The sequence below is a fragment of the Methylobacterium amylolyticum genome (genome assembly GCF_030700245.1).
In the GTDB taxonomy this organism is placed as follows: Bacteria; Pseudomonadota; Alphaproteobacteria; order Rhizobiales; family Beijerinckiaceae; genus Methylobacterium.
In genome coordinates, this window is record NZ_JAUYZI010000067.1 from 1 (window position 1) to 23,473 (window position 23,473).

The window sequence follows — 23,473 nt, forward strand, 5'->3', positions numbered from 1 at the left end:
GGGCGCGCTGGGATCGATGTCCCTTGTCCCGATGCCGCCTGTCGGCCACATCGACCGCCGCCGTCATACCCCCTTGTGGGGTTGACGGCATGAAGGCGGTCGATGTGGCAGGCTGGTTGGCACGGGTTGCAAAACCAAAAACTCATCCGGCCGCTTCGCGGCCGGATTCCGATTCAACCGATCGGCCGAAGGCCGATGCCGATTTTATCTTGGTCCTGGTCTGTGGCACTTGACAGGCTGGGGGTGCTTTTCCGTTCTTTTTGATTCTAATGTTCAAAAGATTCTAAGATTCAGGCGCTGATCGGCATTTATTAACAAAGGGTTAGCGATCTTAATATGAGGGATTCGGGGACTCCTGTGAGGTTTCCGGGGAGAATCGGCCCCTTATTATGAGGTTTTCGGGGCGTACTATGAGGTTTCCGGGGCGCTATTATGAGGTTTTCGGGGAAGCTGCGCTGACTTTCCCACAGGGTTATCCACAGGGCGCGCCCCTGCCCTTCCCAGCTTGGCCGCATCGCCGAAGGCGCAACTATGAGGTTTCCGGGGAAGCGGCCCGGCGCTTGCGATCCTGACGCAGGAGCCGGCCGACGCTCGGCATTGGCTCCCCGACCCGCTCGACCGTCCCGCCAAGGCGGGCCTTTCTTCCGACCTTCGGTCGCTGTAGCTCGTCCCAGGCGTCCTTGAGGGCGTCCGCGTCCTTCTTCCACCAGGACAGGCGGATGCCGGTGACCTTTTTGCCCTGCTTCGTCGGCAGCACGGCCATGGTGAAGGGCGCGAGCGCGTTGACCTCGGCCAGGACCGGCTTCAGGACGTGCATGTTCAGCTCGCCGAAGGTCTTATACTGGCCCGGCAGGACGCCCAGCATCTCCCGGAACTCGTCGAGGCTGTAGTCCTGAAAGGATTTAAATTCGAGGTTGGCGAACTGCGAGGCGTTCTCGTAGAGGCTGACCGCGTATTTCGAGGTGAACGCCATCAGGACGGGGATCTGGATCTTCCCCCAGATGATCGAACTCTTGAGGACTTCCACCAAGCGCTTGTCGAAGCTGTAGGTCAGGACGCCTGCTGGCCGGTCCGGGCTGTCCATGTCGTTGCCGCCGAGGAACTGAACGCGGCGCGTGGTGCCGTTCGACATGCGGACCGTGATGATCGTCCGCATCAGGGCTTCAACGGCCTCCTCGACCATCTCGTAGCCTTTGTGGCCATCCGGTTTCAGGTCGTCGATCTCGATCGTGTAGTCCCTGCCCTCCTCGACGCCCTGCACATGGGCGTTGTGCCAGAGGATGGTGATCGAGCGGCGCGCGTTCAGCGTCAGCTCGTGATGGCCCGTCACCTGTATCAGCTCGGCCGGCTTGATGGCCTCGCGGCTTCTCGGTGTGATGGCGAGGGTGAAGACCTTTCCCTCTGCTGGTGCGGAGTCGCCCATGGAGCTTGAGCATACCGCCAAACTATGAAGCGCAAAAATGAAATTTTTCGCTTCTCCGCTTCATAGTTCCCCGGAAACCTCATAGTACGCGGCCTGCGGCCCGTTTGGCGCTCCGGAAAGCCGTTGTTTTACAGAGCTTTGCCGGGCCCACCTTTCTCGCTTCCGGCGATCCCCGAAAGCCTCATATTAGCGGCCTCTGGTCTACGGGTCGGACAGGCTGGCGCCGCGTCAGCGATCGTCACCCGAAGGGCCGAAATCGCGGCAGCGAGTTCGGGAAGCCGGCGCGGCCGGCGCGTAGAGCGCGGCCCCGCAAGGGGCGACGCCCACCCTACAGCGCCAGGCGCTCGACGCTGCGGCCGTGCACGACGGCCAAAATCAGGACGCCGCTGTCGGCCGGCTCGTACAGGATGACATGGGAGGCGCACTCGTGCCGGCGAACGCCTGCCCTGATAGCCTCTGCCTTCCTGCCGAGCCCGGGATTGTCGGCCAGAAGCCGGAAGGCGTGCTCAAGGCTCGCTGCATAGGCTTCCGCCTGGCGGACGCCAAACTGCCGGTAGCCGTAGACGAAGATGTCGAACAGGTCCGCTTCCGCCCTCTGTGTGAGGGTGTAGTCACTCATTCAGCGGCCCGGTCGCCAGCGCACGCTTCTTGGCGGCGGCCATGATGTCGGCGACGCTCCTGGTGCTGACGCCGCTCGCGCGGGCCTCGTCGACGATCCGGCCCAGATCGTCGATCGTCAGCTCGGGATGGCCTCTGCGCTCGCGGTCGCGGCGCACGAGGTCGCGGACGTAGTCGCTCGCGCTGGCGTAATCGCCGCCTTTGATCTGGGCCTCGATCCATTCCTTCATGGGATCGGGCAGGGACACGGTCATGGTCGCCATCGGGCACCTCCTCGTGTCCTGATCATAGCAAAAATAAGCGTTTTTCACAAATATTCTTATGGTCGTGGCCACGAGAAACGGCATAAATAGGCGGTAGCTATCGGATATCTTTTTGGTATCGGATAGCTTCCAGGATGCATGACGTTATCCTTTCGCTACCTGATAGCTTCCTGTTAAGCTTTTGGGAGTTGATTCGAATTTCAAGCCGGGGCGGTCCGCCCCAAGGAATTTTTCATGCCCGTCATCGCCTTCGCCAACCCCAAGGGAGGGGCCGGCAAGACCACGACTGCCCTCCTCCTCGCGACCGAGCTTGCCGCCCGCGGGGCGGCCGTCACCGTGATCGACGCCGATCCTGAGCGCTGGATCTCCCAGTGGGCGAAGCTTCCGGGAAAACCGGAGAGCATCCGCATCGTCGCGGACGTGACTGAGGATACGGTCGTGGACGCGATCGAGACGGCGGAAGGCGAGGCGCAGTTCGTGATCGTGGACCTGGAGGGCACGGCGTCGCTCATGGTCTCCAACACGATCGGGATGGCCGACCTGGTGGTGATCCCGATCCAGGGATCGAGCATGGACGCGAAGGGGGGCGCCAAGACGCTCCGCCTGATCCGGAACCAGGAGAAGATGTCCCGCAGGAAGATCGCCCACGCGGTCGTCCTGACGCGCACCGGGGCCGCCGTCACGACGCGGGCACTCAGGAACGTGGCCGAGCAGTTGAGGGCAGGGGGCATCGACATCTTCGCGACCGCGATCGTCGAGCGCGCCGCCTACCGCGACCTGTTCGACTACGGCGGCACGCTGGCGAGCCTTAACCCGTCCCAGGTAAGCAACCTCGACAAGGCGGTCGAGAACGCCCGCGAGTTCGCGGGCGAGGTCGTGGCGCGCCTCAAGGCCGCTGCCGCTGAAAGGCAGGCGGCGTGATGGAAGCGAAGGAACGCGCATCGCTCGGGTTCGGCGACGAGCTGGACAACCTCGACCCGGCTGAATTCGCGAAGCCGAAGCGGCCGGCCAACGACAAGCCGAAGCCGGAGGAGGCGAGGCGGGCTGCGGAGGCCGCGGGCTTCCGCAGCCGAGAGCCTGTGAAGGCCGGGGCAGCGTTGCCGAAAGCGCCGGTCCAGCAGCGCCGCCGCCGCACGGGCCGCAACGTCCAGTTCAATGTGAAGCTCAAGCAGGAGACGATCGATGGTCTGACGGCGATCGCCGACGCGAACGAGTGGGGTCTGGGCGAAACGCTGGAAAAGGCCCTGGTGTTGCTAGAGCGAGTGGCAAGCCATAAAAAAGATATCTGATAGCTATCAGTTAAAGATTCGATTAGGTAGAAAATTCAAAATAGAGTTGAACCATAACGAGCCACACGCGTTCATGCTCCGTTCCGCGAAGCTCAACGCTTGCCGGATCGCTTGACATGCGAGGAGGCAAGTTTGGCCGTTTATGTGGTGACTTGGAACCTCAATGACGAAAAGGATGACTATGACGAGGCGCGGGACGCGTTCATCGCTCAGCTCGAACGCTACGATAACTGCCGGGATCTTGGATTAGAAAGCGTTCGATTTATTTCAACATCGCACAATTCATCCCAAGTTAGCGAATTTCTTCGCCGAAAACTCGATACGACCGACCGATTGTTTGTATCAAAGCTTCACCGCGGACAATATCGCGGCTGGCTGAACAAACGTGTCTGGGACTGGATCAGGGCACGTCTTTGAGATCATCGGCCGCACGTTCTTTCAGGAGGCTGCTATGAACAGATCGTTGAGCGCTGAAGCCGAGAAGATCATCCGCGATCAGCCGGATTTCTGGGAGTACGCGCTCACGGGAAAGCTGATCCACGATTGGGTCGGACCGACGGAGCGCCGGTATCAAGATCTACGACGCAGCTTGTACTTTCCCACGAAGACCGCGATCAAAACCGACGAATTTTTTCTCTGGTCATCGACTCAGTTCGAAGAGCTTTCAAACCAGATCCAAGCGCTTGTAGGTCTCGTCAATGACGAGTTAGGCAAGTCTTGGGGGCCTCCAGGTCAACCTGGTTCGGTCGATGAAATTCGGAACGTGTGTGGTTACATCGCGGATGGATGCGACAGACTTCTGGCGTGGGAAGAACGGGTTCGCGCCGCAAATACCGACGATATTTTTTCCGAAGTTGTTTCACTGCTGCCGGGTGCGGCTGGGATGCACATTGCTGAGATTTTGAAGATACCTGCTTTCATCGACAACATGCTGGCATCCGGCCCGAAAGGCGACTATGCCTTTAATGTTGTGATCGCGCTGCCGGACGAATGGGAAAGCAAATTCCAGGCGGCTTTGCAGCGACTCGCGGACGAATTAGGGGTTTGAATAACTTCTATCGGTGCGGCGGTCATAAACTGATCGCTTATCATCCAAGGGGCCATCGTACCGAATAGGTTGGCTATCTCGCTCAGATCAGGATTTCCTTGAACGTCGCGATCGGCGCGACGAGTTGCCGGTCGGTCGGGCCAAACGGTTGAAAACCGTGATGGCGGTAGAAAGCCACCGCCTGATCGTCCTTGGCATCGACCACCAGCGCGAACACCGCGATCTCGGAGCGGGTCGCGCGGGCAGCCGCGTCCAGGAGTAATGCGGCGCCGAGCTTATGGCCCTGGTGCTTCCGAGCGACGGCAAGGCGGCCGAGACGAGCTACGGGCAGTCCGGGGTAGCGTGGCAGTTTGCGGGCCAGTTCGGCCGGCATGTCGGCCAGCAGCACTTCCGATGCGGATAGGGTGTAGTAGCCGGCGATCTCCCCGGTAGCCGTTTCGACGGCGACGTAGCAGGCCGTCACGCGGCGGCGCACGTCCTGTCCGACCTGTGAGTGAAGATACCGATCCAGCGCTTCGACGCCGCAGGTGAAGGCCGATCGGTCCTGGATGCCAAGCGGCTGGACGGTGAAAGGTGGTCCGCTCACGCAGGTCCGATCAGACGCCGATGATGCGCCTGGGCTCGGCGTAGCGCCTCGTTGGGCGGCGGCGAGTTCAACAGCATGTCGACGAAAGCGCGCTGCCCCTCGGCGGACAGCCGGATGATATGGGTTTCCTCAATCGTGCGGCGCGCGGCGGCGTCAAGGGCGGTCGCGACATAGTCGCTGAGGCTGCGGCCTTCGATCTCGGCGGCCCGTTTGGCGAGCTGCAAGGTATCGGGCGCGATCCTCGTTTCCAGTCTGGCGTTGCGTGATGCGGCTTCCGTCATGAGCCCTCCTTCACCCAGTGTACGACAATTTGCCGTACAAATTCAAGATTTTTCGGAAGGAGGGTTTATCAGCGGCGCGGCCTCGGCTTCCCAGATGGCCGGGTCCGGCCGGGGATCAGCGGACGTTGCCTTCAACGCTGCGAAAAACTCCTCCCCCGGTATGTGGGGGGCTGGATCATCCAGCGACGCCTGCAAGGTGCGGTCCAAGAGTTCCTTGCGCAGGTCCGTGTGCTGCTGAAGATCGCGCTGCTCGTCCAGCATCACAAACACCGCCTCGGATGGGGAGATGAAGACACCTTCCACGATCCGGTCGAGAAGCCACGTCGCCAGTTCGGGCGGCAAGTAGGCCCGGAAATGCAAGCCCCCCTCGGCGGCCTGCGCCTTTAGGGCGTTGGCGCGGGCGGTGCCGGTGGCTCGCGCCGCCTCCCAAAAGCAATCGGCATCGGCTCCTTCGGCTAGCAGTTGCTGTTCTCGACCGTCTGTCATCCGTTCATTCCCGAGTCTTGTCATACCAAATTTGCCGAGCAGGCGCAGGTATAGCGTCCTATCTATCCAACCCTAGCATTTTATGCAGTATGGCCTTTGTCGGTTTGGTGCCGAAGGAGATTTGACATGGGCGATGGCGATCCGTTTCCTGTTCCGAAAGAAAATTCGGTCACAGGCATTAATGCTTCTCCGAAGATAAGCGCGTCAATCTTACCCAACTTCGATATGCAAGTTGATTTTCCAAAGATTGTGACAGTCAATAAAATGATCCCACTACCAACCAAACTATCTGCCAAAGCTACGGCTGTCATTATTTTGAAAAATAATTCAGGCAAAGATGAACAACTTTATGCTGCAAATCCCTGTGAAATACATCACTGGGATTTGATGGACAGCAAAGGCGCTTTGATAGAGTCCGAGAAAGATGGCATGTGCAGTTCTATAACACAAAATAGAACTCTGAAGGCAGGAGAAACTATCAGGTCTGATTACGTTGTAAGTTTGAATGGCAAATTGTTGAAAGAAAATGAGCCGTATAAGCTACTGATAAAATTCTGGGGTTTTGAGGCGGAAGCAAGCTTCGAAGTAACATTTCTCCAATAGCCCATCAGATGACTTCAAATCATGATGCGCTCAATCTCGTCAAGATTGATGTCGTCGTTACGTCGATCATAAAGCTGGGTTGTACGTGTTGAAGCATGATTGGCGATGGCGGCGGCGCGTTCCAGCGTGCCGCCGTTCTTCAGGTAGGCCGTAATGCCGGTCGCGCGGAAGGTGTGGTTCCCGATCTTCGTGGCTATGCCGGCCGCCTCGGCCCGCCGCTGCACCATCGCGTAGGCGTTGTTGCCCGCGAGCGCTGTGCGCGTCAGCTCGGATGTGCCCCGCCGGATCGAGCGGAACAGCGGACCGTTGGCGTCTCCGGCAATGCCGGTCCCGTCCAGGTAGGCGTGCAGGTAGCTTTCCAGGTTGTGGTGACAGGGCAGGGACACGACCTTGCCGCCCTTCTCGTGCAGCCGGACCCACAGGCGGCGGTTCTGCACGTAAACGTCCTCGACCCGCATGGCGGTCGCCGCGCCGACCCGCGCAAAGGTGTAGACCATCAGCCCGATCAGCGCCCGGTCGCGCAGGCCGATGGGCGTGGTGGCGTCGATAGCGTCGAGGATCGCCCGCGCCTCCTCCGGCGCGAGGACCGGGGTCTTGCCGCGCTTGACCACGTGCTTCGGCCCCCGGACGGCGGTGGCCGGGTTGAACGGCAGCACGCCGCCGGTCGCCAGCCAATCGAACATCATCCGGATTGCGGCCAGGCGCTGCTTGACCGTGGGGGCGCTATGACGGCGGCCCAACTCCTCGACGTAGGCGGCGATGTGGATCGAGCTGACGGCCGCGATGGATGGCAGACCGTACCCTTCTAACCAAGCGCAGAACTCGCCCACCGCCTTGGCGTAGGCCCGCCGGGTGTTGGGGTTCCTGATCTGCGCCGTGAAGAATTCCAGGAAGCGGTAGGCGGCGCGGTCGCCCGCCGCTGCCACCAGGACAGGGGCGGGATAGCTGGCGAGGGTGGCGAGCTGGTTCACAGAAGGTTTGCAAGTTCTTTAATCGTAACGAATCTTACTCCATACGTTTTCTCCAGCCACAACTTATTCTCAGCATTTAGAATGGACACGCCAGCTTCGATGCCCTGATCTTCAGTGCAAAAATAATCATTCTCATAGCCAATATGTGCAGCTATTGAATCTCCATCCGCCCATTCCCCTACAGCATCCGCTATATCACGAGCTTCCTGTGGTGTGGCTTTTCCAAGATTTTCAAACCAAGGACCACTTAAGCCGTGAGCGGCAGATATTTTATTGCCTATATCATCTACCTGTGTTTTCCCCACCCCTCTTGGCTCGATCACACGGAGCGCAGCAAAGGTTTTATCTTGCCTTTTCCCCATCTCCACGGAACTTTCTGTTGAGTAATTTTGGGGGTCACGAACTAAAGCTGGCCCTGGCATGCCGACCCGGGGGATCTTGAGAAACTTAAACCCGATTTTGAATGCCTCACTCAAGCGATCTTCCAGAACTGGCATTAGACCGGGATGATGACTGTCATCTGGACCCAACTTGAAACTTATTTTCAGACGGCCGTCAGGCGTAATGCTCTCATCAATTTGTGTCTTGCTCGTCCGAGATGAAAAATATTCTGCTCTATCTACTCGTTTAATGGCTTCAAGGGTTGTTACGGTCTCAACAATGTATCCTTTTATCTCATTATCCAGAACCGCTTGTCGTATATTTCGAAATATCTGATTGTCCTCATGTTTTGGAAATCTTTCTGGAACCACAATTTTTTGCCAAGCATTGCTATCAAACGTGATCTTCATGAAAGGCGCGGTCTCAACCTCGGCACGCAGCCAATGGTCAAGATCGTGCCCATGGCCTTGGCCATTCTCTTCCCAGATCTTGTACGCACGCTCGCGCACCCGCCTCTCACGCCATCCCGCCATGCTCAACTCCCTTATAGATGATAAAGGACATTATCACCCATAGAAGCGCCTTGCACGGACTATCTGCGGGCGGGGGTCTTAAGGGTCAGATTTCTGGTCAGCCCAACCATCTAACGAACACGCCGCCCAGAGGCGGCTAACGAGCCTAAATTGCTGCACATTCGGCGGACAATCGCCTATCGCTGACGCGGGCGTGGCTTGGGGGCGGCAGCAATAACCTCAAGCGGAGCCGTCATCCTTTCGTAGACGCCAAACAGATGCTCAACGCGCTCTCTATCACTAGTGAATGCCGTCCCTCGATAGAGCCTATCAACAGCAACATCGAGAGCTTGATGAGCTTTCAAAAGCTGAGGCTTCATGATCGTTGAGTCATAGAGTTCCGCTAGCGTGCATCCTTCGAATTTGTTCCTATTGTCAATGATGGCTTTAGCTAATGTTCTAATTTTAGTTTGCTGATTTTCTGCAACTGTAGGCCAAGGAAACGCATTATATACGATCCCAATAGAATACTGAAAATCACTTTTAATTTTTCCGCCGACATAACGAAGCCAAGCAACATGCATTCGTGATGTGAGAATTCCGAAATGCCAGAGGTCCGCATCTTTTATAAAGCGCAGTTTGTTGCTAGGTATGATCGGAGGCTCGAGCCAGCCAATAGGGAGATATTGACGTGTTTCTGAACTATTTTCGGGAACAGCCAAAAATGGCGCGACAGGCAATACTGTCACGTGAAACTGAGCAGGTGTATCGGCTAACTTTCGCGCTGAAATGCCAGGGGGCTTAGGTTCGGTATCTGCCTTCTTTTTAGCTGGCCTTTCACCTCTGCGGTACTCTCTGACCTCTTTGAGCCGTTTGATAACAAGAGGCATATTTCTAAGCTCGCTAGGAGTCGCATCTTGCAAGGCAAGTATTGAACGGCCGCGCGAATGAAGATATTCAACCCCACCGATGAATGGGCGCATAAATCTCTTGGCGCTTGGCTCTTTCGAAAGAAAATCATCGCGTTCTGCGTCATCGAATATGAGATATCCGCCATCTATAGGCTTTGAACCAATTATCATCTTAGGCATATCACACAATGACTTTGAAGTTTCTTCAATGACCAAGTGTCTATTCGAGAGTCCGCTCGCGTCGAACAGATATGGCGACAATGCTTGATGTCCGCTCTCTATTGGATCGCCATTGATATCACTGTAACTAAACAGCCGCTTCGTCTTAGGCTCATGACCTGCTTTTGCTAATCCGATAATGACCACATGAACGTGCGCGACACCTCTAGCATCAGAACCCCATGCAAAAGTACGATGCGCGAAAGCGACCTCCAATTTGTAGCGATCGAATAGTAAAGGCCAAAGCTGCGCGACTTGTTCGCCCTGTGTGATTGAATTCGTAGCAACGAAGCCAATCGTTGCTGTGCTTTTTCCAACATAGGCTCCAGCTTTCAAGAACCAAGCGGCTACGAAATCGAGTGTACCGCCAGAGCCTCCTAAAGCTGCTATTCGCCTGACTTGACCACGCTGTTCATCTGTTTGGTATTTAGCCCCGATGAAGGGCGGATTGCCAAGGACGTAACTGCACTCTGCCGGAGAAAGCAAAGCTGCCCAATCTACTTCAAGCGCGTCGCCGTGCCTTATGTGGGGGGAGGCGACAAGGGGAATACGCGCATAAGCTTGACCAAACTCCAATGACAGGCGCACATTCATGATGTGGTCCATCATCCACAAGGCGACTTCGGCTATCCGTGCAGGAAACTCACCAATCTCGATACCGTAGAATTGATTCACATCGACTTTAGAAAGCAATGCGACATCGAGAAGTTGCCGTTGCCCCTTGGGGTTAAGGGCCTTCAAGACCTCGGTTTCGAGGACGCGTAGCTCACGGTATGCGATAATAAGAAAGTTGCCGCACCCACAGGCCGGGTCGAGGAAACGTAGGCCCGCAAGCCTGTCCTGAAACTCTCTAAGCAGCTTATTCTTACTGGTATCGCGCCGTTGACGAAGACGCTCGAAATCCGCCCAAAGCTCGTCCAGAAATAAAGGCTGAATAAGTTTTAGAATATTCTTTTCTGTTGTGTAATGCGCGCCAGCAGCTCGGCGCTCCTTGGCGTTCATTACCGATTGAAACAGCGAGCCGAAGATAGCCGGAGAAATCGCATCCCATTTAAAATCACATGCGACTAAAAGCTTCTCGCGCATATCTTTATCGAAGGCCGCAACGGGAAGTCGAGCAGCAAAGAGATCACCATTTATATACGAGAATTGTTTGAGATCAGCGTCGAGTTTGGTTTGCCGCTGCTTCTCCGGCGTGTTCAGGACCTCGAACAGGGTTTGTATCCAAGGACCTACGTCGCTGCCGTCATCACGTGTCCGGTCGCGGATAAGTTCGGAGAAGATATCCCTTGGCTCGAAAATGCCCGTATCGTCGGCAAATAGGCAAAACAAGAGCCGAACGAGATATCTCTCTAGATCCTCACCTGTGTATCCAGATGCCTTCAAAGCGTCATGTAACTCCCCCATAATTTCTGAAGCTTTGATATTTACCGGATCTTGGTCTTTAAATGTTCGTCTTTGGACGCCAAGGATGAAGGCGAATGCCTCTACGTGACTTGGCAGCTCATGTAATTTAAATTTGATTGGAGGCGCATCTTCTTCCAGATCATGCAGCTCGAAGCTCTGAAAGTCGCTCAGAAGAATGTATCGCGGAAGATCGTCGTCCTTTAGTCCGGGAAAATAATCGAGAGCTTGTGTTTTAGCAGGCAGAAGACTGCGGCCTTTGCTCTTTTGCTCAACGAGCAGGACACCCTTCCAAAACAGATCGATGAAGCCTCTTTTCGCCCCTAGCAATTTTACTGGCTCTTCAAAGCTGGCGACCTTGCGTCGCTTTACCCCGAATACTTCAAACAAATCGTTGTAAAAGCTGTGCGTTTCGCCCTTCTCGTAAGAGGCATCCTTCCATTCATCGGCAAAGGTGGCGGCTCTGGCTCGAATTTCTCCCCATGAAAATCGCAAGCGAGCCTCCTAGCCTCTTTTATCTACTCTCTTATACTACCTAAACAAGGCGATGCCTATACCGCTACGCTTCGCCGCGAAGGGGGCGTGCGGTTTCCATACTGACAGTTATCCGATTTTCGTTATGGTATTATACCGCCTCGCGCGAGGTCACAACGAACAGGCCACACACTCGTCCTGCATAGCCTCCATGTCGTCCAGCCGCTCCCGCAGCGTCCGGTTTTCCGCCTCGACAGCATCCAACCGCGCCGTCAGCTTCGCGATTTCATCCGCATGGCGGTCGAACAACGCCATGATCTCCTGGCGAAGACCGTCGAGCTGATGTTTCAACTGCTGGATGGCGAGGACGACCGGAACAACCATCCGGTCGTAGGTCAAGGATTTGTGTTTGAATAGACGAGGATCGACGGGATCACCGTTCTTATCAAGCTTCGGGTCGATCGGTTTTAATACAGGCGCAGTTTCTGCGCCCGCGCCTTTGGTTGCAAGATCGGGCGTCGCAGAAACCTCTTCGGGTTTCTGCTCGATGAACTCCGCGACCATGTCGGGCAAGACTTTCTCGACATTCTGCGCAATAAAGCCGATTTCACCATTCGGATGGTTTTTGTTTTTGCGGTCATCTTTCCAGAGATAGCGCACCGGCTTGATCGCCATGATGGCGTCCAGCCCTTCCTTTTGCTGCAAGGGGTGAATGTCTTTCTTAAGCCGTGCGTCGGACGTACCGTAGGCGGGACCGTTGCAGGTGATCGCGCCGTTGGCCGAACCGAGGAAGCAATAATATCCGGTCGATGTGCTGTAGGCCCGAATTGCAGCGCCATAGACGCCGCTCGCGTTCGTGGCATCGACGGCGATCCGGTAACCGTCACCGGGAGCGTTGGAGTTGATCGCATTCGCGGTCATACTGTAGGCCGTCACGTTGCCGGGCGCATACATGTTGTTGGCCTGCATATATCCGGCCAGCATCGTATTTGGGGTATAGATGTTTTTATCTCCATAAGCGCGCAGCCATGTCGTGTCGGCCATATACCAGCCGCCGCCGTATGTTTCGTTATACCAACCAGTGTTGCCTAACGATCGGAGCCACGATCCAGCTAAAATATCGCCTGCGACTTGCAGCTTGTATCCTCCCGGAGAGCCGCCTATGCCGATGTTGCCCGAGTTATTGTCGATCGTAATCCGATCGCCGCCTGTGCTGTCCCATATACGCGTTTGATTAGACGCTCGGTATAGAGCCATAGCTTTTGTGTTGTCGCCGCGATCATTGCCTACAAAAGCCGCACCTGAACCTGATGTAATAAATTGTCCTCCTGAATATAAATTCGTTCCGTCATAGATCAATTTGCTGTCGCCTGCGAATGCGCCTCCGTTGTTGTACTGAACGCTGCCCTGTATGCCTGCCGCGCTGCCCCCGGACATCGACTGCCAAAGAGTGCTGCCGCCAGCGAAGTTGCAGATTTCCATTTTCGGCGGAGTGGTCGCCTTGTTGATCCGGATTTGCTGGTCGTTCGCGGCGTTGCATGGACCAGTCAGGGAGTTGTCCCCGGGATCGGACGGCAGGATCAGTCCTTTTCCCAAGCGAAGGCTTCCTGAGAAGCTTGCACCACCTGTGACCTCAAGGTCTTTGGCGATTGTCGCGACTGACGGCGTGCCGCTTTTCAACGCCCACAGGCTGCCACCGAGGGCATTTGCTTCGGCGTAAGTGTACCCTATCGAAACATCATCGCTGCCCGCAGGTTTGTTCACCAATGGCATATCGGGCTGCCCGTCGTTGTTAGCGTCAACGTAGGCGTTACACGCGGTCTGGAACGTTTTGTCCTTGCCTGCGGAGATCACCGCCACAACATATTGAGTGCCGGTCGGCGCACCGTTCAGCCGCTTTGCCGACGATCCGCCGCAGCCAGCCACATTATTTGAAACCGTCTGCGGGCCTGCGTCCCAGACACAGTAACCGTACTGCGATTGCCAGGGATCGGTCTGTGTCGCACCGATCGTCGAGGGGAGGTAACCGCCACCCGCAGGCTTCGTTGATGCGCCCGCGTCGCGGTAGGCTATAGGTTCGATGTAGCCGTCACTGTCGCAGTCACCATTATTGGCCTGTGCACTTGCCGACATGATCGCAAGCTTGCTCGCAGCGATGATATTGTTTTCCGCGATCGTCCGCTTCGTCACGTCTGCCATGGTCGTGACAGGCCCGCGCATGACCATGTTGACGCCTGACGCGAGAACGCCAAGCACTGCGACGGCTGCAAATAATGTTAGGAAGATCGAGCCAGCCTCGTCGTTCTTCAAAGCAGCGCTGGTTGATTTTTTTGTGCGGTGTCGCTTCCAGCTTTCGAGCGTGCCGTAGAATACTGCGGTCGCGGCTGATCCTGTGATATAGCCTATTACATAGCTTTTTAAATTTTGAAGCGTCTGTACCTCTAAGTTTGAAAACAAGCTATCAATTAACTTTTGTTCCATCATATCTGATCCTTTTAAGGAATCAGATCATGTTGAGAATGCACAATCAAATAATATTCTTAATTATCAGATCAAAAAATGAGAATATTGCGGCGATCTTATATAGCCGATTATCACTTTTTCGGCCTCGATCTTACTGTCTGTTTATTCTGAAACAACTTTTTTACAGATGTGCCGAGTCCGGAGGATAGCGCGTTTGCGAGGCCCACGGCAGAACTTACAATGATGATGCCTCCGGGGACGGAGATAAATAACAAAACGGAATGCTCGGGCACGACGCTCCAGCCCATATATGTCCCAATCCAAACAGGCAGATTGGTTTTCGTTATAGCCGTTTTGAGATTTAGCAGATCAGGCGGCGACCGCTCGATTACAAACCTCTCTGCAAGCACATAATCGACGATTGATGGATTTTTTATTGAACGAGATGGTCGGATAAAATCGTATTCCTCTTCATCGCTTAAAAATGCGTCGATGTATTGACGCAAAACCTGCTCATTAAAATCTTCTTTTTCAGCGCGAAGTTCGTGAAAAAGCTTGAAATTCGATATCGGTAGTAGGGAAGTCGTATCACCTGCACACCAAGCAATGCCAATGCCTGGTTCAACGTCTTCGCCTCGACCTCTATAACGACGGCCTCGACCTTCGGACACGACTTGCGAAGGATCGAAATACATCCACGTCGTTATGATGCGCATAGGTTCCCCCCGATACGAACGCGCTGGCTATTATTTTCGATTGGTTGATTATCATAAACGGCGCGACGTGTGGCGCACTCGCTGCACAATGATCCGGTCCTCGGTCAGTCGATAGAACAGGACGTAAGGGAAGGGGGGTCAGGACGACACGGCGGACGCCTCGGCGGCTGGTCGCCGTCCCTGCCTCGGGGTTCGCCTCGATCATGCGCGCAGCACCTTGCGGCGATTTCCTGGTGACGTAGGCAAGTATGGCCCCGATCTGCCGGACAGATCCTGCCGAAAATTCAACGATCACTTGACGCGGAACTTGGCGAACATCGCCTCAACCTCTTGCGGGGGGGCGATTTCGCCGCGCTCTATCTCGCGGTCTGCCTCGTCTAGGTCCGCCTCTTCTTCCGGGGTCAGATGATAGACGGCGGTGTCGTCGTCCGGATAGTCCAGCACGACGCGGGCAAGCTCCTCCTGCATGGCCGGGGGCAGGGCGTTCAACTTCTCGATGGCCTGTTTTACGATCTCGCTCATGGTCTAATTATACACAGGTCCCGGGGGCGGGGAAATATTATCGGACGTTGCGCGGTCGTCCTCGGCCTTCCGTCGCGCGCTGTCAACGTAATCGGCCAGCATCATCATAGCGCTGCGCAATAGTCCGGTGTTGTTCTTGGCCCAAATCGCGTACTTTTCCAGCCCTTTATCCTCGAACCATGCGTCCTCGGCGGCGTCCAGTTCTTCAAGGCATTGCCGGAAGGGGTTCGGGCGGTGCGGCATCGGTCCTACTCCTTGTACCTCAACGATCGGCGTGACTTCGATTGTCGCTCGTCATCGATCTCGTTCCCTGGCGCTATCTGACAGCGACGGTTATCCCAGTCACTCGTCGCGTCTCCGCGTCCGACGCCGCACGCGGCCCATACGGCGCGCGTTGCCCTCGGCAGCGTTGCGGAACTGGTCGCCGCGTTCCTGTGCCTCGAAGCGCTCGCGCGGCGTCGCCTCGGCCTGGGCCGCCTTCCGGTAGGCGGCGGCCTGCACGATCGTCCCGAACGCCCTGGTCCGGCTGTCGTGCTCGTCGCGCCACCGGCCTTTCATCTCGTCCTTCTCGACCGTCTGGCGGGCGATCAGGGCGGTGCGCTCGCCTCCGAACACATCAAGCGAACGCGACAGCGCCCCCTGCCGGTCGCGGCGCACCTCAAGCGTAGCCTTGTCGAGGGCGCGCTTCTCGTCCGCCTTCAGCTCGCGCTTCTCGCGCTCGTGGACCTTCGTCAGCACCATGGCCCGCGCCTCGCGGGAAGTGACAAACCGGAAGGCGGCCGACACCCACCCGCGGGAGTTTTCCGGATCGAGGTCGCGGCGGTGGCGGATGGCGTCGAGGGCGTTGGCGATCTTTCCGGCCAGGCGCTTTTCCCGGGCATCGAAGCTGCGCCGCTCCCGGTGCTGCTGGCGGTAGAGGTCGCGCCAGACAGGGGCGTAGCTGTCTTTGATCTCGCTCCGGACCCGAGCGCTCCGCTCTTTCGCCCGGTCGTAGATGGCGTCTTTGCGGTCCTGGTGGGCCTTGCGCAGCACGTCCCATTCGACGCCGTGGCGCTTGCTCATGCCTGCGCTGTCGGAGGCAAGCTTGGCCGTCCGGATCTTCGCCTCGTCCCGGGCACGCCGTGCCTGATTGTCGTTCGAGCCGCGGGCCTGGTCGAACGCCTGCTCCATCGAGCGGGGCGTCGGCGAGGAAGCCCGGACGAAGTCGCCTTTGGCGCGCTTCGCATTGTTCTCGACCCTGGCCCCGCACCAGATCCGGCCGCGCTCCCGCTCGTACGCCTCGGCCCACTGCGACAGGCGGACAAAGTCCTTGCTGTTGGTCAGCATGCGGCCGGTGTCGGGATCGACCCGGTTGAGGATGACGTGGACGTGCGGGTGCGGCTCGTCCCGGTGGCAGACGATGATCGCTTGCCGGTTTTCGGCGCCGAGCACGCGGATCGACTCATCGGCCGCGCGCAGCATCTCGGATTTCGATAGGTGCTTGGCCTCGTCCGGATGCCAGGCGAGCGAGTAGGCGTAGACGGAATTCGGGCTCTTCCGGCCGGTGTTCTTCACCCCGGCCTCGGCCTTCAGCCGGTCCTGGTCCTTGGCGGTCGCCGCCATGATGCGCCAGGCGAGGTCGGGGTTGTCGGTCGCGAGGTTCCGCGTCTTCGTCCAGGAGACCCGGTCGGCGGTCATCCGCTCGGCCTCCCAAGCTTCGCGCTTGTCGTGGAGGTAGTACAGGAAGGCCCCGCGGAACGACGCCCCGGCCTTGGCGACGTTAGGGACCATAGGTTGCCCCGACCTGTTCGAGGACGCCATGCAGGCGGGCGATGACGCCGCCAAGCTCGGCCGTCACGGGATCGCCGGCATTGGCGCTGCGGGCAACCTGGTTGAGGTTGACGCCGATCCGGTTCAGCTCGACCAGGAGGCGGTCGTCCACGGCGCCGCGGCGGGGGACAGCCCTGCCGGTCAGGGTGAGCTGCCGCAGATAGTCGGTGACGGACAGGCCGGCCGCCGCTGCCTGGCGGCTCACGGCCGCGAACTCGGCCTCCGTCACACGGACCGGAGGAAGCTGCATGGTGCGCCTGTCTGCGTCGGCCTTGGTCGGTCGTCCCATGGTGCTGATCGGTATCTACCGCCCTCCTGAGCCGGGTGTCGGGGGCTGCGTTTGAGCCCCTGACCAAGCGTTTTTGCATAGCAAAAACATAGCTTGCTATCCTTCTTTTACAGAATACAGACCTTCTCCGGTTTCCGCAAATGAGCACCGGCTAATCTACAGCCACGCTTCCGGCCGTCCAGAACCGTAGATGCACCGGGTCATAGCAACCAGCCGTCCAGCATCGAGCCCCATGGCAACCATCGAATGAGGGCACCGGCCGCAAGGCCGGTGCCCTCCGGTGCGCGCCGTCCTAGCGGTCGTCGCCAACCGGGTAGAGGTAGAAGCCTTCGGAGACGATCTGCGTCCCGTGCAGCCGGACGTAAAAGGTCCCGTCCTCCCGCTGCCAGCCTGCGCCGATCCGCTCGTAGATCGGCTTCTCGTTGCTCGGACGGCGGAGCTTCACGTCATGGGTCGGCTGACGGCTGCCCTGCTGTCCTGCCCGGTCGCCCTGTTGGTTCTGGTTTCTCATAGGTTGGTTCCTTTTTGTTGTTGGGCCGGATCATCCCGACCGATGCGAGGGCGTACGGCCGGACCGATCGGCCGCGTCAATGGCGGCGAAGCCGGGACCAGAGCCACGCGCAGCGGCGCAGCCGTGAGCATGGCGAGGACCCACCCGTTGACGCGGCCGGGCGGTTTGGTCAGCCCTTCGAGCATGGGCGGGATGATCTGGGCCGACGGCCGGAAGCAGCCGGGCAAGGAGCCTGCCCGACGCTCGGCCGGGCAGGACAGCAGGGCAGTCGCCAGCCGGTTCAGCCCGAGAGCCGGGACACCGCCCATTCCGCCGCCGCCATGGCCTCGGGCAGCTCGTCCTTCACGCCGGCCACGACCATGGCGGCCCAAGTGCCGTCCGCCTGCGGGTAGAGCCGGGCGAGCCGGCAGGCGACGCCGGCCGGGGAATGCCATGTGAGGCTGAAGCCGTCGCGATCGGGCTTCCAGTCGAGGACGCCGCAGCCGTGGCCGATGCCGGGCAGGGCGAAGGATGCGCCGTTGAAGCTGCCGTGCAGCCACCGGCTGTAGATGGCTTTGCGGGTTTCGGTGCCGTCCTCGCCCGCCCCGGACAGGGCGGCGCAGAGCATGGCGCCGTCCAGATCGGCCGCGTATCTCGCGGCCGATGGATCGGTTCGTAGGTTCGTAAAATCCTGCATGACCGGCCTCACGCGACAATGCAGCCGGCCGCCCGGGCCTCGCGGGCGTATTCCAGCAGGGTCTTGTCGGCCGTGAAGTGAAGGTCGCGCTCGATCCCGAGCATGAGCGGACCGCGGTACGCTTCAAGCTCGGAGATGCGGACGCTGCCGATCTCAGGACACTGCATGCCGAGGTCGCAGAGGCCGAAGGCGATGTCGTCGTCCTCCGGCATCACCTCTGTGAGGAGCCATGTGGCGGCTCCGCACGGGTTGAACAGCTTCACGACCGGGCGGAAGTCGATCTCCTGGGGCGTGCCCCGCAAGGGTTTCTGTAGTTGTCCGTTGGCGATGAGCTTGGCGCGGATTTCCTTCGTGAGTAGCTTCATAGTTCGTCTCCTTGGTTGAGGTTGCCCGCTTCGCGGGATGCGGAGACGTGCGACAGGCCGGGTGAGCCGGGCGGGCAAGGGGTAACCCGGTCGCCGCGCTCTTCCGCGCGGCGAGTGGTGCGGGCGCCCCTTGCCGGCACGGCGCGGCCTGTCAGGCGAGCATCATCCCGGGGAGCGGGCGGCCTCGGTAGGCGGACGGTGGAGCGGAGGCACGATGGCGAAGCCGAAGATGAACGGGTTCGCGACGCTCGCCGAGCTGGAGACCAGGCGGGCGCGGGAAGGGTCGTTCCTGCTCGGCAGCATCCATCCCGATCACGGCGCGGCGTTTCCGGCCGGCATCCGGGACGACCGGCACCTGTTCATGATCGCAGGTTCCCGCGCCGGGAAGGGTGTGACGATGATCATCCCGAACCTGATCCACTGGCCGGGCGGCGTGCTGTGCATCGATCCCAAAGGGGAGAACGCCTCGATCACCGCCATGCGGCGCGGGAAGCGGCCGGAGACGGCCACGGGCACGGAGGTGCGGCCGGGCAACTTCCTCGGCCAGAACGTCGCGATCCTCGATCCGTTCGGCACCGTGCGGGGGCCGGCCCGCCTCTACCGCACGCGCTACGACCCGCTCGGAGACGTCGAGGTCGGCACGGACGAGGAGGCCGCGCAGATCCTGGCGCTGGCCGAGTCGATCGTCCTCAACGAGACGGGCAGCGGAGCGCATTTCTCGGAGAGCGCGCAGTCGATCCTGGCCGGCCTGATGGAGGCGGTGCTGCACCGCGAGGAGCCTCAGCACCGGACGCTCGCCGTCTGCCGCGAGAAGACGATCGGCGGCAGCGGGGCGCTCCTCGACTACCTCGACGGCGCGCCCACGACCGACGCCGATCTGGCGGCGGAGGCGGCGACGCTCCTCGGCAGCGTCGGCGAGGAGGAGGGCGGGTCGTTCATCTCGACGCTCTCGCGGCAGCTCAAATGGCTGGCCGATCCCCGGATGCAGCGGCACCTTGAGGACAGCCGGTTCAGCCTGGTCAGGGCGCTCCGCGAGGGGTGGAGCGTCTACATCTGCATCCCGCCTTCGAAGATCCCTTCCATGAAGCGGTGGATGCGGGCGATCGTCCGCGTCGCGCTCGACGCCAAGATGGCGACGGCTTTCGAGCACCGGGGCCCGCAGACGCTGTTCCTCCTCGATGAGTTCTACGCGCTCGGCCATATCCAGTTGATCGAGGACGCTACCGCCTACATGGCCGGGTACGGTATCAAGCTCCTGCCCGTGATCCAGAATATCGGGCAGGTGAAGAAGCTCTACGACAAGAACTGGGAGACGTTTCTCGGCAATGCCGGGGCGATCATCGCCTGGGGCCTCAACGACCTCGAAACTGAAAAGTACGTGAGCGACCGCATGGGGCCGATCCTGGAATGGGAGCGGACCTACAGCGACAGCCGGTCACGGCAGCCGGACGGGTATGAGACGACGGGGATCAGCCACAGTGCGAACCTGTCCTTGCGCGAGCAGGCGATCCGGTGGCCGAGCGACATTCACGCGGAGGGCGCTCGGCAGACGATGCGGGCCTTCGTGATTTCGGCGGACGGAGCGCCCTTTACGGTGCGGCGGGTGCCCTACACGGACTGGCAGGGGCAAGGTGTTTTCGATAGCCCTCAGGGGATCAGGGCATGGGAGGCGTGTCTAACAGAGGATCAGAAAAGCGACCTATCCCTATTATAATCCAGACATCGCACCAGATCAGAATGACGCACGTTCATTGTCGCCCCTAACATCACGATCAGGATTTAGATCGACTGTATCGCACGGCTCTCGTTGAAGGGAGCCTCAACGGCTCCTGATCCAAACCCATAGGCGCGGGTCACCGAAAGACGCGCTGAACATCAGCCATCCAAGGGACAGCACAGCCGCCGCTCCGAGCCACAGGCTCGGCGGCGGCACACTCCCCTCCCCGACGAGCGCGAAGCCCGTCCGAACGAGGAACAAGGCAACGACGGCGTTCGCTACGATGCGGGCCCCCCTCACCCATCCCGCGAGGAGCAGGAGCGCAGCGGCTCCGTAGACGACGAGGAGGATCGGGTGGTTCCAGGCCGGTAGCCGGTCCCAGATCATCGATCCGAGCTTGGCGTAGGGGCCGACGAACTCCCACCACAGGGCGGGCCCCATGGCGGCGCGCAGGCCGTAGACGAGGGCGAACAGCAGGGCCCACCGGCCGATGCCGCGGAGGATGCTCATGGGCGCTTGCTCCACGCGGAGCGGCGCTTGGACCTTAGCTTCTTGACCTTCTCATCGGCTGCCTGCCGCTCTGGCTCGGGAGTCGCGGGGTGGTCCCGCAGATCCTGCAAGCGCCGGATCGTCTCTGCGCTGCCGGCGGTCCGGGCGGGCGGTCCCTGCCCGCCCCTCGCCTCGCGCTGCCGCCCTTCCTCGATCTGCTGCGGCTGCGAGGCCGGCTGGCGGCGTTTCGCGGCCTCAATGAAGCCTACGGGATCGAACGCCCGCGGATCAGACGCGGCGGCAGGCTCTGGGAGGGGAATGCCCGTTGTCCGTCTATCCGGCGCTGGCACGGGTTTCAGGCGGCGGAACGCCAGCGTCAGACCGATCAGCGCGAATAGGATGAGGGCGCCGAGGGCCGCCTGCCGCCAGTCCTGCCAGGTCGAGCTGAGGAACAGAAGCGCGACGCCGCCCACGATCATGAGGGTCAGGCCGATCGCCGCCTTCAGGGGAAACCGGTCGTATGGATCATCGGGCCGGTTCGGCATCTCTCACAGAAACCGTATGAGGCGGCATAGCCTCATTTGAGAATATCGATACTTAATTAGCGAAGGACAAGAGAGGTGCGCGAAACGAAGCCCCGTCGGCTGACGCCTTCCGACAATCCTAGCTCGGATTGACATTTCACACACGAACTATCCGCATTCGCCCAGAGCTTTCAGGTGGTCCATCATGACAACTGATGCAATTCTTGTCGGGCTGGCGGGGCCAGCCGCAGCTTTGCTGGGCATAGCTGTATCAGCTTATTTTGTACTCAAACAAATGAAGCTTACACACGAACTTGCAATGAGGAATAAATCTTTAGATTACTCGCTTTTCGCAGATCAGCGCATTATCGACGCCCGACTGAACATTGAGGAAGTCTTCGGCTCTATCTATGCCAGGAGCGAGCCGATCGATATCAGGTTGATCGAGAAAAAGGACGCAGATGAGGAAGATCCGAATTGCAAGGTTCGAACGTCGATCCTGACGATACTAGCGCACTGGGAGAACATGGCGCTCGCCATTGATGCCAACATCGCGAGTGAAGACGTATGCTTCGAGATGGTCGCCACCACTCTGGATCAACACGTAAGAATATTCAGAAGTTTCATCGAGAAACGCCGCCAAGACAATCCACGTAGTTATTACCACCTCATGGCCCTGCGGCGGCGGTGGGAAGACAAGCTGTCTCAAGTTTATATTGAGAAATTTCCTTCGTTGATCAAGCCAAAGACATGATCAGGGAACTTTGTTCTGCGTCCATCAGTTATGTTTAAACAAATTTGGATATTATGACATTTAAAGAGGCACATATGCATTCTTGGGAAAGACGGATAAAAGCTGAATGCCGAAAAGAGGCGGGTTTGATTCTCGGCGTTTCACTTATTGGTGGATTTTCTTTAGCGGCCCTTGGGGCAGTTACAATTAGATATATCTCCCCATTGCCACATGGAAATGCAGTTTCACACTGCTCAGACAGCTCATCAAGACCGGAGCAGATGGTGCTAGTCAGGTAAAAACACAGGGAAGTTCACGGGAAACTTCCCGATATCATGCTGGTGATTGCGGGTTCCATACGTCGATCGGACATGGAATGGGGTAGAGACATCAACCCAACGTGCCGCCCTTGCCCCGCTATGGCCACCAGCGGGCCGTTTCAGCTCTCTCCCTGCTCCCACCTACCCGAAATCCCTTCCCGCGATCCTGGGGCATCCTGAGCGAAAAATTGGCGATCAGAGCAGATCGGGCTGCTGCGGCTCCGGTACGGCCGGCGGAAAGTACCGCTTCACGTCGATCTCCCCCTCGCGAGCGCGGGCCTGGGCGATGTCGTAATTGTTCTGCATCCGCATTAGCAGGTCCATGGACACGCCGAACGCCTTCTCGATCCGGATTCCCATCTCCGGGGACAGGCGGGCCTTCTCGTTCAGGAGCGCCGAAACCGTCTCTCTGGTGACGCCAAGCGCCTCGGCCGCGGCTGTGACCGACAGGCCGAGCGGCGCGATGATCTCCGCCTTGATGAAGCCGCCGATATGTGACGGGTTTTTCAGCTCTATATCTGTATTATCGCCCATAAAATCTGATTTTTTGAATGATATAAACGAAATATAGCTTAGCAATGTTTGTGTTTGCTGTGAAGCAACACATCACACTCAACTCCTCGCCAAGCAAAAAATCTATCCGCTTCTCCGGCTTCGGCTCTTTCCCTTGTCCCTTGTTCGATGCTGCCGGCAGGCGGCTTCGAACCGCGCCCGAAGGGCGCGCTGGGATCGATGTCCCTTGTCCCGATGCCGCCTGTCGGCCACATCGACCGCCGCCGTCATACCCCCTTGTGGGGTTGACGGCATGAAGGCGGTCGATGTGGCAGGCTGGTTGGCACGGGTTGCAAAACCAAAAACTCATCCGGCCGC

General features: G+C 58.7%; 30 protein-coding genes. 8 read left to right on the forward strand and 22 right to left on the reverse strand.

From position 1 onward, the window contains the following. On the forward strand, window positions 1-233 hold a 233-nt coding region (locus Q8W71_RS28770), incomplete at its 5' end, for a hypothetical protein (protein WP_305528821.1). 296 nt (window positions 234-529) lie between these two features. Here Q8W71_RS28770 and Q8W71_RS28775 read toward each other — a convergent pair. The 3 genes from Q8W71_RS28775 to Q8W71_RS28785 form a co-directional block, all read right to left on the reverse strand. Next, window positions 530-1,423, reverse strand: a complete 894-nt coding sequence (locus tag Q8W71_RS28775) for a replication initiation protein (RefSeq protein ID WP_305528822.1) — start codon at window positions 1,421-1,423, stop codon at window positions 530-532. Between the two features lie 328 nt (window positions 1,424-1,751). After that, window positions 1,752-2,042, reverse strand: coding sequence for a type II toxin-antitoxin system RelE/ParE family toxin (locus Q8W71_RS28780; protein WP_305528823.1), 291 nt, complete (start codon window positions 2,040-2,042; stop codon window positions 1,752-1,754). Next, entirely contained in the window at window positions 2,035-2,304 is a 270-nt protein-coding gene (locus Q8W71_RS28785) for a type II toxin-antitoxin system ParD family antitoxin (protein ID WP_305528824.1), read from the reverse strand. Before Q8W71_RS28785 ends, Q8W71_RS28780 begins: the two co-directional genes overlap by 8 nt. Window positions 2,305-2,538: 234 nt before the next feature. Here Q8W71_RS28785 and Q8W71_RS28790 point away from each other — a divergent pair, with 234 nt between their 5' ends. The 4 genes from Q8W71_RS28790 to Q8W71_RS28805 all read left to right on the forward strand — a co-directional run bounded on the left by Q8W71_RS28790 (window position 2,539) and on the right by Q8W71_RS28805 (window position 4,641). Next, window positions 2,539-3,225 carry a ParA family protein gene (locus tag Q8W71_RS28790; RefSeq protein ID WP_305528825.1) on the forward strand — a complete coding sequence of 229 codons (687 nt, stop codon included), beginning with the start codon at window positions 2,539-2,541 and terminating at the stop codon, window positions 3,223-3,225. Further along, entirely contained in the window at window positions 3,225-3,593 is a 369-nt protein-coding gene (locus Q8W71_RS28795; RefSeq protein WP_305528826.1) for a stability/partitioning determinant, read from the forward strand. The genes Q8W71_RS28790 and Q8W71_RS28795 overlap by 1 nt, the downstream gene beginning before the upstream one ends. A gap of 132 nt (window positions 3,594-3,725) precedes the next feature. After that, window positions 3,726-4,010: a hypothetical protein gene (locus Q8W71_RS28800; RefSeq protein ID WP_305528827.1), complete on the forward strand. Its 285-nt coding sequence runs from the start codon at window positions 3,726-3,728 to the stop codon at window positions 4,008-4,010. 34 nt (window positions 4,011-4,044) lie between these two features. Continuing rightward, window positions 4,045-4,641 (forward strand): hypothetical protein, encoded by a 597-nt coding sequence (locus Q8W71_RS28805; protein WP_305528828.1) that lies wholly within the window; start codon window positions 4,045-4,047, stop codon window positions 4,639-4,641. Between the two features lie 82 nt (window positions 4,642-4,723). Here Q8W71_RS28805 and Q8W71_RS28810 read toward each other — a convergent pair whose 3' ends face one another. From Q8W71_RS28810 to Q8W71_RS28820, 3 genes are read right to left on the reverse strand one after another with little or no spacing between them, the layout of a single operon-like run. Next, window positions 4,724-5,227, reverse strand: a complete 504-nt coding sequence (locus Q8W71_RS28810) for a GNAT family N-acetyltransferase (protein WP_305528829.1) — start codon at window positions 5,225-5,227, stop codon at window positions 4,724-4,726. Next, the gene (locus Q8W71_RS28815; RefSeq protein WP_305528830.1) at window positions 5,224-5,508 is read right to left on the reverse strand and encodes a type II toxin-antitoxin system TacA family antitoxin; all 285 of its coding nucleotides are present in this window, start codon (window positions 5,506-5,508) and stop codon (window positions 5,224-5,226) included. The genes Q8W71_RS28810 and Q8W71_RS28815 overlap by 4 nt, the downstream gene beginning before the upstream one ends. A gap of 42 nt (window positions 5,509-5,550) precedes the next feature. Continuing rightward, window positions 5,551-5,994 (reverse strand): hypothetical protein, encoded by a 444-nt coding sequence (locus tag Q8W71_RS28820; RefSeq protein WP_305528831.1) that lies wholly within the window; start codon window positions 5,992-5,994, stop codon window positions 5,551-5,553. A 126-nt stretch (window positions 5,995-6,120) separates the two neighbouring features. Here Q8W71_RS28820 and Q8W71_RS28825 point away from each other — a divergent pair, with 126 nt between their 5' ends. Continuing rightward, entirely contained in the window at window positions 6,121-6,597 is a 477-nt protein-coding gene (locus Q8W71_RS28825) for a hypothetical protein (RefSeq protein ID WP_305528832.1), read from the forward strand. A 14-nt stretch (window positions 6,598-6,611) separates the two neighbouring features. Here Q8W71_RS28825 and Q8W71_RS28830 read toward each other — a convergent pair whose 3' ends face one another. From Q8W71_RS28830 to Q8W71_RS28890, 12 genes are all read right to left on the reverse strand, one after another. Continuing rightward, window positions 6,612-7,568, reverse strand: a complete 957-nt coding sequence (locus Q8W71_RS28830; RefSeq protein WP_305528833.1) for a tyrosine-type recombinase/integrase — start codon at window positions 7,566-7,568, stop codon at window positions 6,612-6,614. Then, complete coding sequence (locus Q8W71_RS28835; protein ID WP_305528834.1) at window positions 7,565-8,458, reverse strand: DUF2934 domain-containing protein; 894 nt, start codon at window positions 8,456-8,458, stop codon at window positions 7,565-7,567. Before Q8W71_RS28835 ends, Q8W71_RS28830 begins: the two co-directional genes overlap by 4 nt. A gap of 200 nt (window positions 8,459-8,658) precedes the next feature. Beyond that, a complete protein-coding gene (locus Q8W71_RS28840; protein WP_305528835.1) occupies window positions 8,659-11,490 on the reverse strand; it encodes a class I SAM-dependent DNA methyltransferase in 2,832 nt (943 codons plus the stop codon). 150 nt (window positions 11,491-11,640) lie between these two features. Further along, a complete protein-coding gene (locus Q8W71_RS28845; protein WP_305528836.1) occupies window positions 11,641-13,953 on the reverse strand; it encodes a tail fiber domain-containing protein in 2,313 nt (770 codons plus the stop codon). Between the two features lie 110 nt (window positions 13,954-14,063). Next, the gene (locus Q8W71_RS28850) at window positions 14,064-14,627 is read right to left on the reverse strand and encodes a hypothetical protein (RefSeq protein WP_305528837.1); all 564 of its coding nucleotides are present in this window, start codon (window positions 14,625-14,627) and stop codon (window positions 14,064-14,066) included. A 312-nt stretch (window positions 14,628-14,939) separates the two neighbouring features. Then, window positions 14,940-15,170: a hypothetical protein gene (locus Q8W71_RS28860; protein ID WP_305528838.1), complete on the reverse strand. Its 231-nt coding sequence runs from the start codon at window positions 15,168-15,170 to the stop codon at window positions 14,940-14,942. 3 nt (window positions 15,171-15,173) lie between these two features. Then, window positions 15,174-15,413 carry a hypothetical protein gene (locus Q8W71_RS28865; protein ID WP_305528839.1) on the reverse strand — a complete coding sequence of 80 codons (240 nt, stop codon included), beginning with the start codon at window positions 15,411-15,413 and terminating at the stop codon, window positions 15,174-15,176. A gap of 99 nt (window positions 15,414-15,512) precedes the next feature. Further along, window positions 15,513-16,970, reverse strand: a complete 1,458-nt coding sequence (locus tag Q8W71_RS28870; RefSeq protein WP_370875567.1) for a relaxase/mobilization nuclease domain-containing protein — start codon at window positions 16,968-16,970, stop codon at window positions 15,513-15,515. Continuing rightward, on the reverse strand, window positions 16,930-17,268 hold the full coding sequence (locus tag Q8W71_RS28875; protein ID WP_305528841.1) for a plasmid mobilization protein: 339 nt from the start codon (window positions 17,266-17,268) through the stop codon (window positions 16,930-16,932). Before Q8W71_RS28875 ends, Q8W71_RS28870 begins: the two co-directional genes overlap by 41 nt. A gap of 292 nt (window positions 17,269-17,560) precedes the next feature. Beyond that, window positions 17,561-17,779 carry a hypothetical protein gene (locus tag Q8W71_RS28880; RefSeq protein WP_305528842.1) on the reverse strand — a complete coding sequence of 73 codons (219 nt, stop codon included), beginning with the start codon at window positions 17,777-17,779 and terminating at the stop codon, window positions 17,561-17,563. Between the two features lie 280 nt (window positions 17,780-18,059). Next, window positions 18,060-18,386, reverse strand: coding sequence for a hypothetical protein (locus Q8W71_RS28885; RefSeq protein WP_305528843.1), 327 nt, complete (start codon window positions 18,384-18,386; stop codon window positions 18,060-18,062). Between the two features lie 77 nt (window positions 18,387-18,463). Next, window positions 18,464-18,820, reverse strand: coding sequence for a DUF2958 domain-containing protein (locus Q8W71_RS28890; protein ID WP_305528844.1), 357 nt, complete (start codon window positions 18,818-18,820; stop codon window positions 18,464-18,466). A 214-nt stretch (window positions 18,821-19,034) separates the two neighbouring features. Between Q8W71_RS28890 and Q8W71_RS28895 the strand changes: the two genes are divergently transcribed. After that, window positions 19,035-20,534: a type IV secretory system conjugative DNA transfer family protein gene (locus Q8W71_RS28895; protein WP_305528845.1), complete on the forward strand. Its 1,500-nt coding sequence runs from the start codon at window positions 19,035-19,037 to the stop codon at window positions 20,532-20,534. A gap of 105 nt (window positions 20,535-20,639) precedes the next feature. Here the strand turns inward: Q8W71_RS28895 and Q8W71_RS28900 are convergent, their stop codons facing one another. After that, the gene (locus tag Q8W71_RS28900) at window positions 20,640-21,047 is read right to left on the reverse strand and encodes a hypothetical protein (protein WP_305528846.1); all 408 of its coding nucleotides are present in this window, start codon (window positions 21,045-21,047) and stop codon (window positions 20,640-20,642) included. Continuing rightward, window positions 21,044-21,571 carry a hypothetical protein gene (locus tag Q8W71_RS28905; RefSeq protein ID WP_305528847.1) on the reverse strand — a complete coding sequence of 176 codons (528 nt, stop codon included), beginning with the start codon at window positions 21,569-21,571 and terminating at the stop codon, window positions 21,044-21,046. The genes Q8W71_RS28900 and Q8W71_RS28905 overlap by 4 nt, the downstream gene beginning before the upstream one ends. A 184-nt stretch (window positions 21,572-21,755) precedes the next feature. On the opposite strand from Q8W71_RS28905, the gene Q8W71_RS28910 reads away from it, so the two are divergent. Beyond that, window positions 21,756-22,304 (forward strand): DUF4760 domain-containing protein, encoded by a 549-nt coding sequence (locus tag Q8W71_RS28910; protein ID WP_305528848.1) that lies wholly within the window; start codon window positions 21,756-21,758, stop codon window positions 22,302-22,304. A gap of 494 nt (window positions 22,305-22,798) precedes the next feature. Here the strand turns inward: Q8W71_RS28910 and Q8W71_RS28915 are convergent, their stop codons facing one another. Together Q8W71_RS28915 and Q8W71_RS28920 are read right to left on the reverse strand one after the other, a co-directional pair. Beyond that, entirely contained in the window at window positions 22,799-23,137 is a 339-nt protein-coding gene (locus tag Q8W71_RS28915) for a HigA family addiction module antitoxin (protein ID WP_305528849.1), read from the reverse strand. Next, the coding region (locus Q8W71_RS28920) for a hypothetical protein (protein ID WP_305528850.1) at window positions 23,127-23,473 on the reverse strand (347 nt) is incomplete at its 5' end. The genes Q8W71_RS28915 and Q8W71_RS28920, both read right to left, overlap by 11 nt.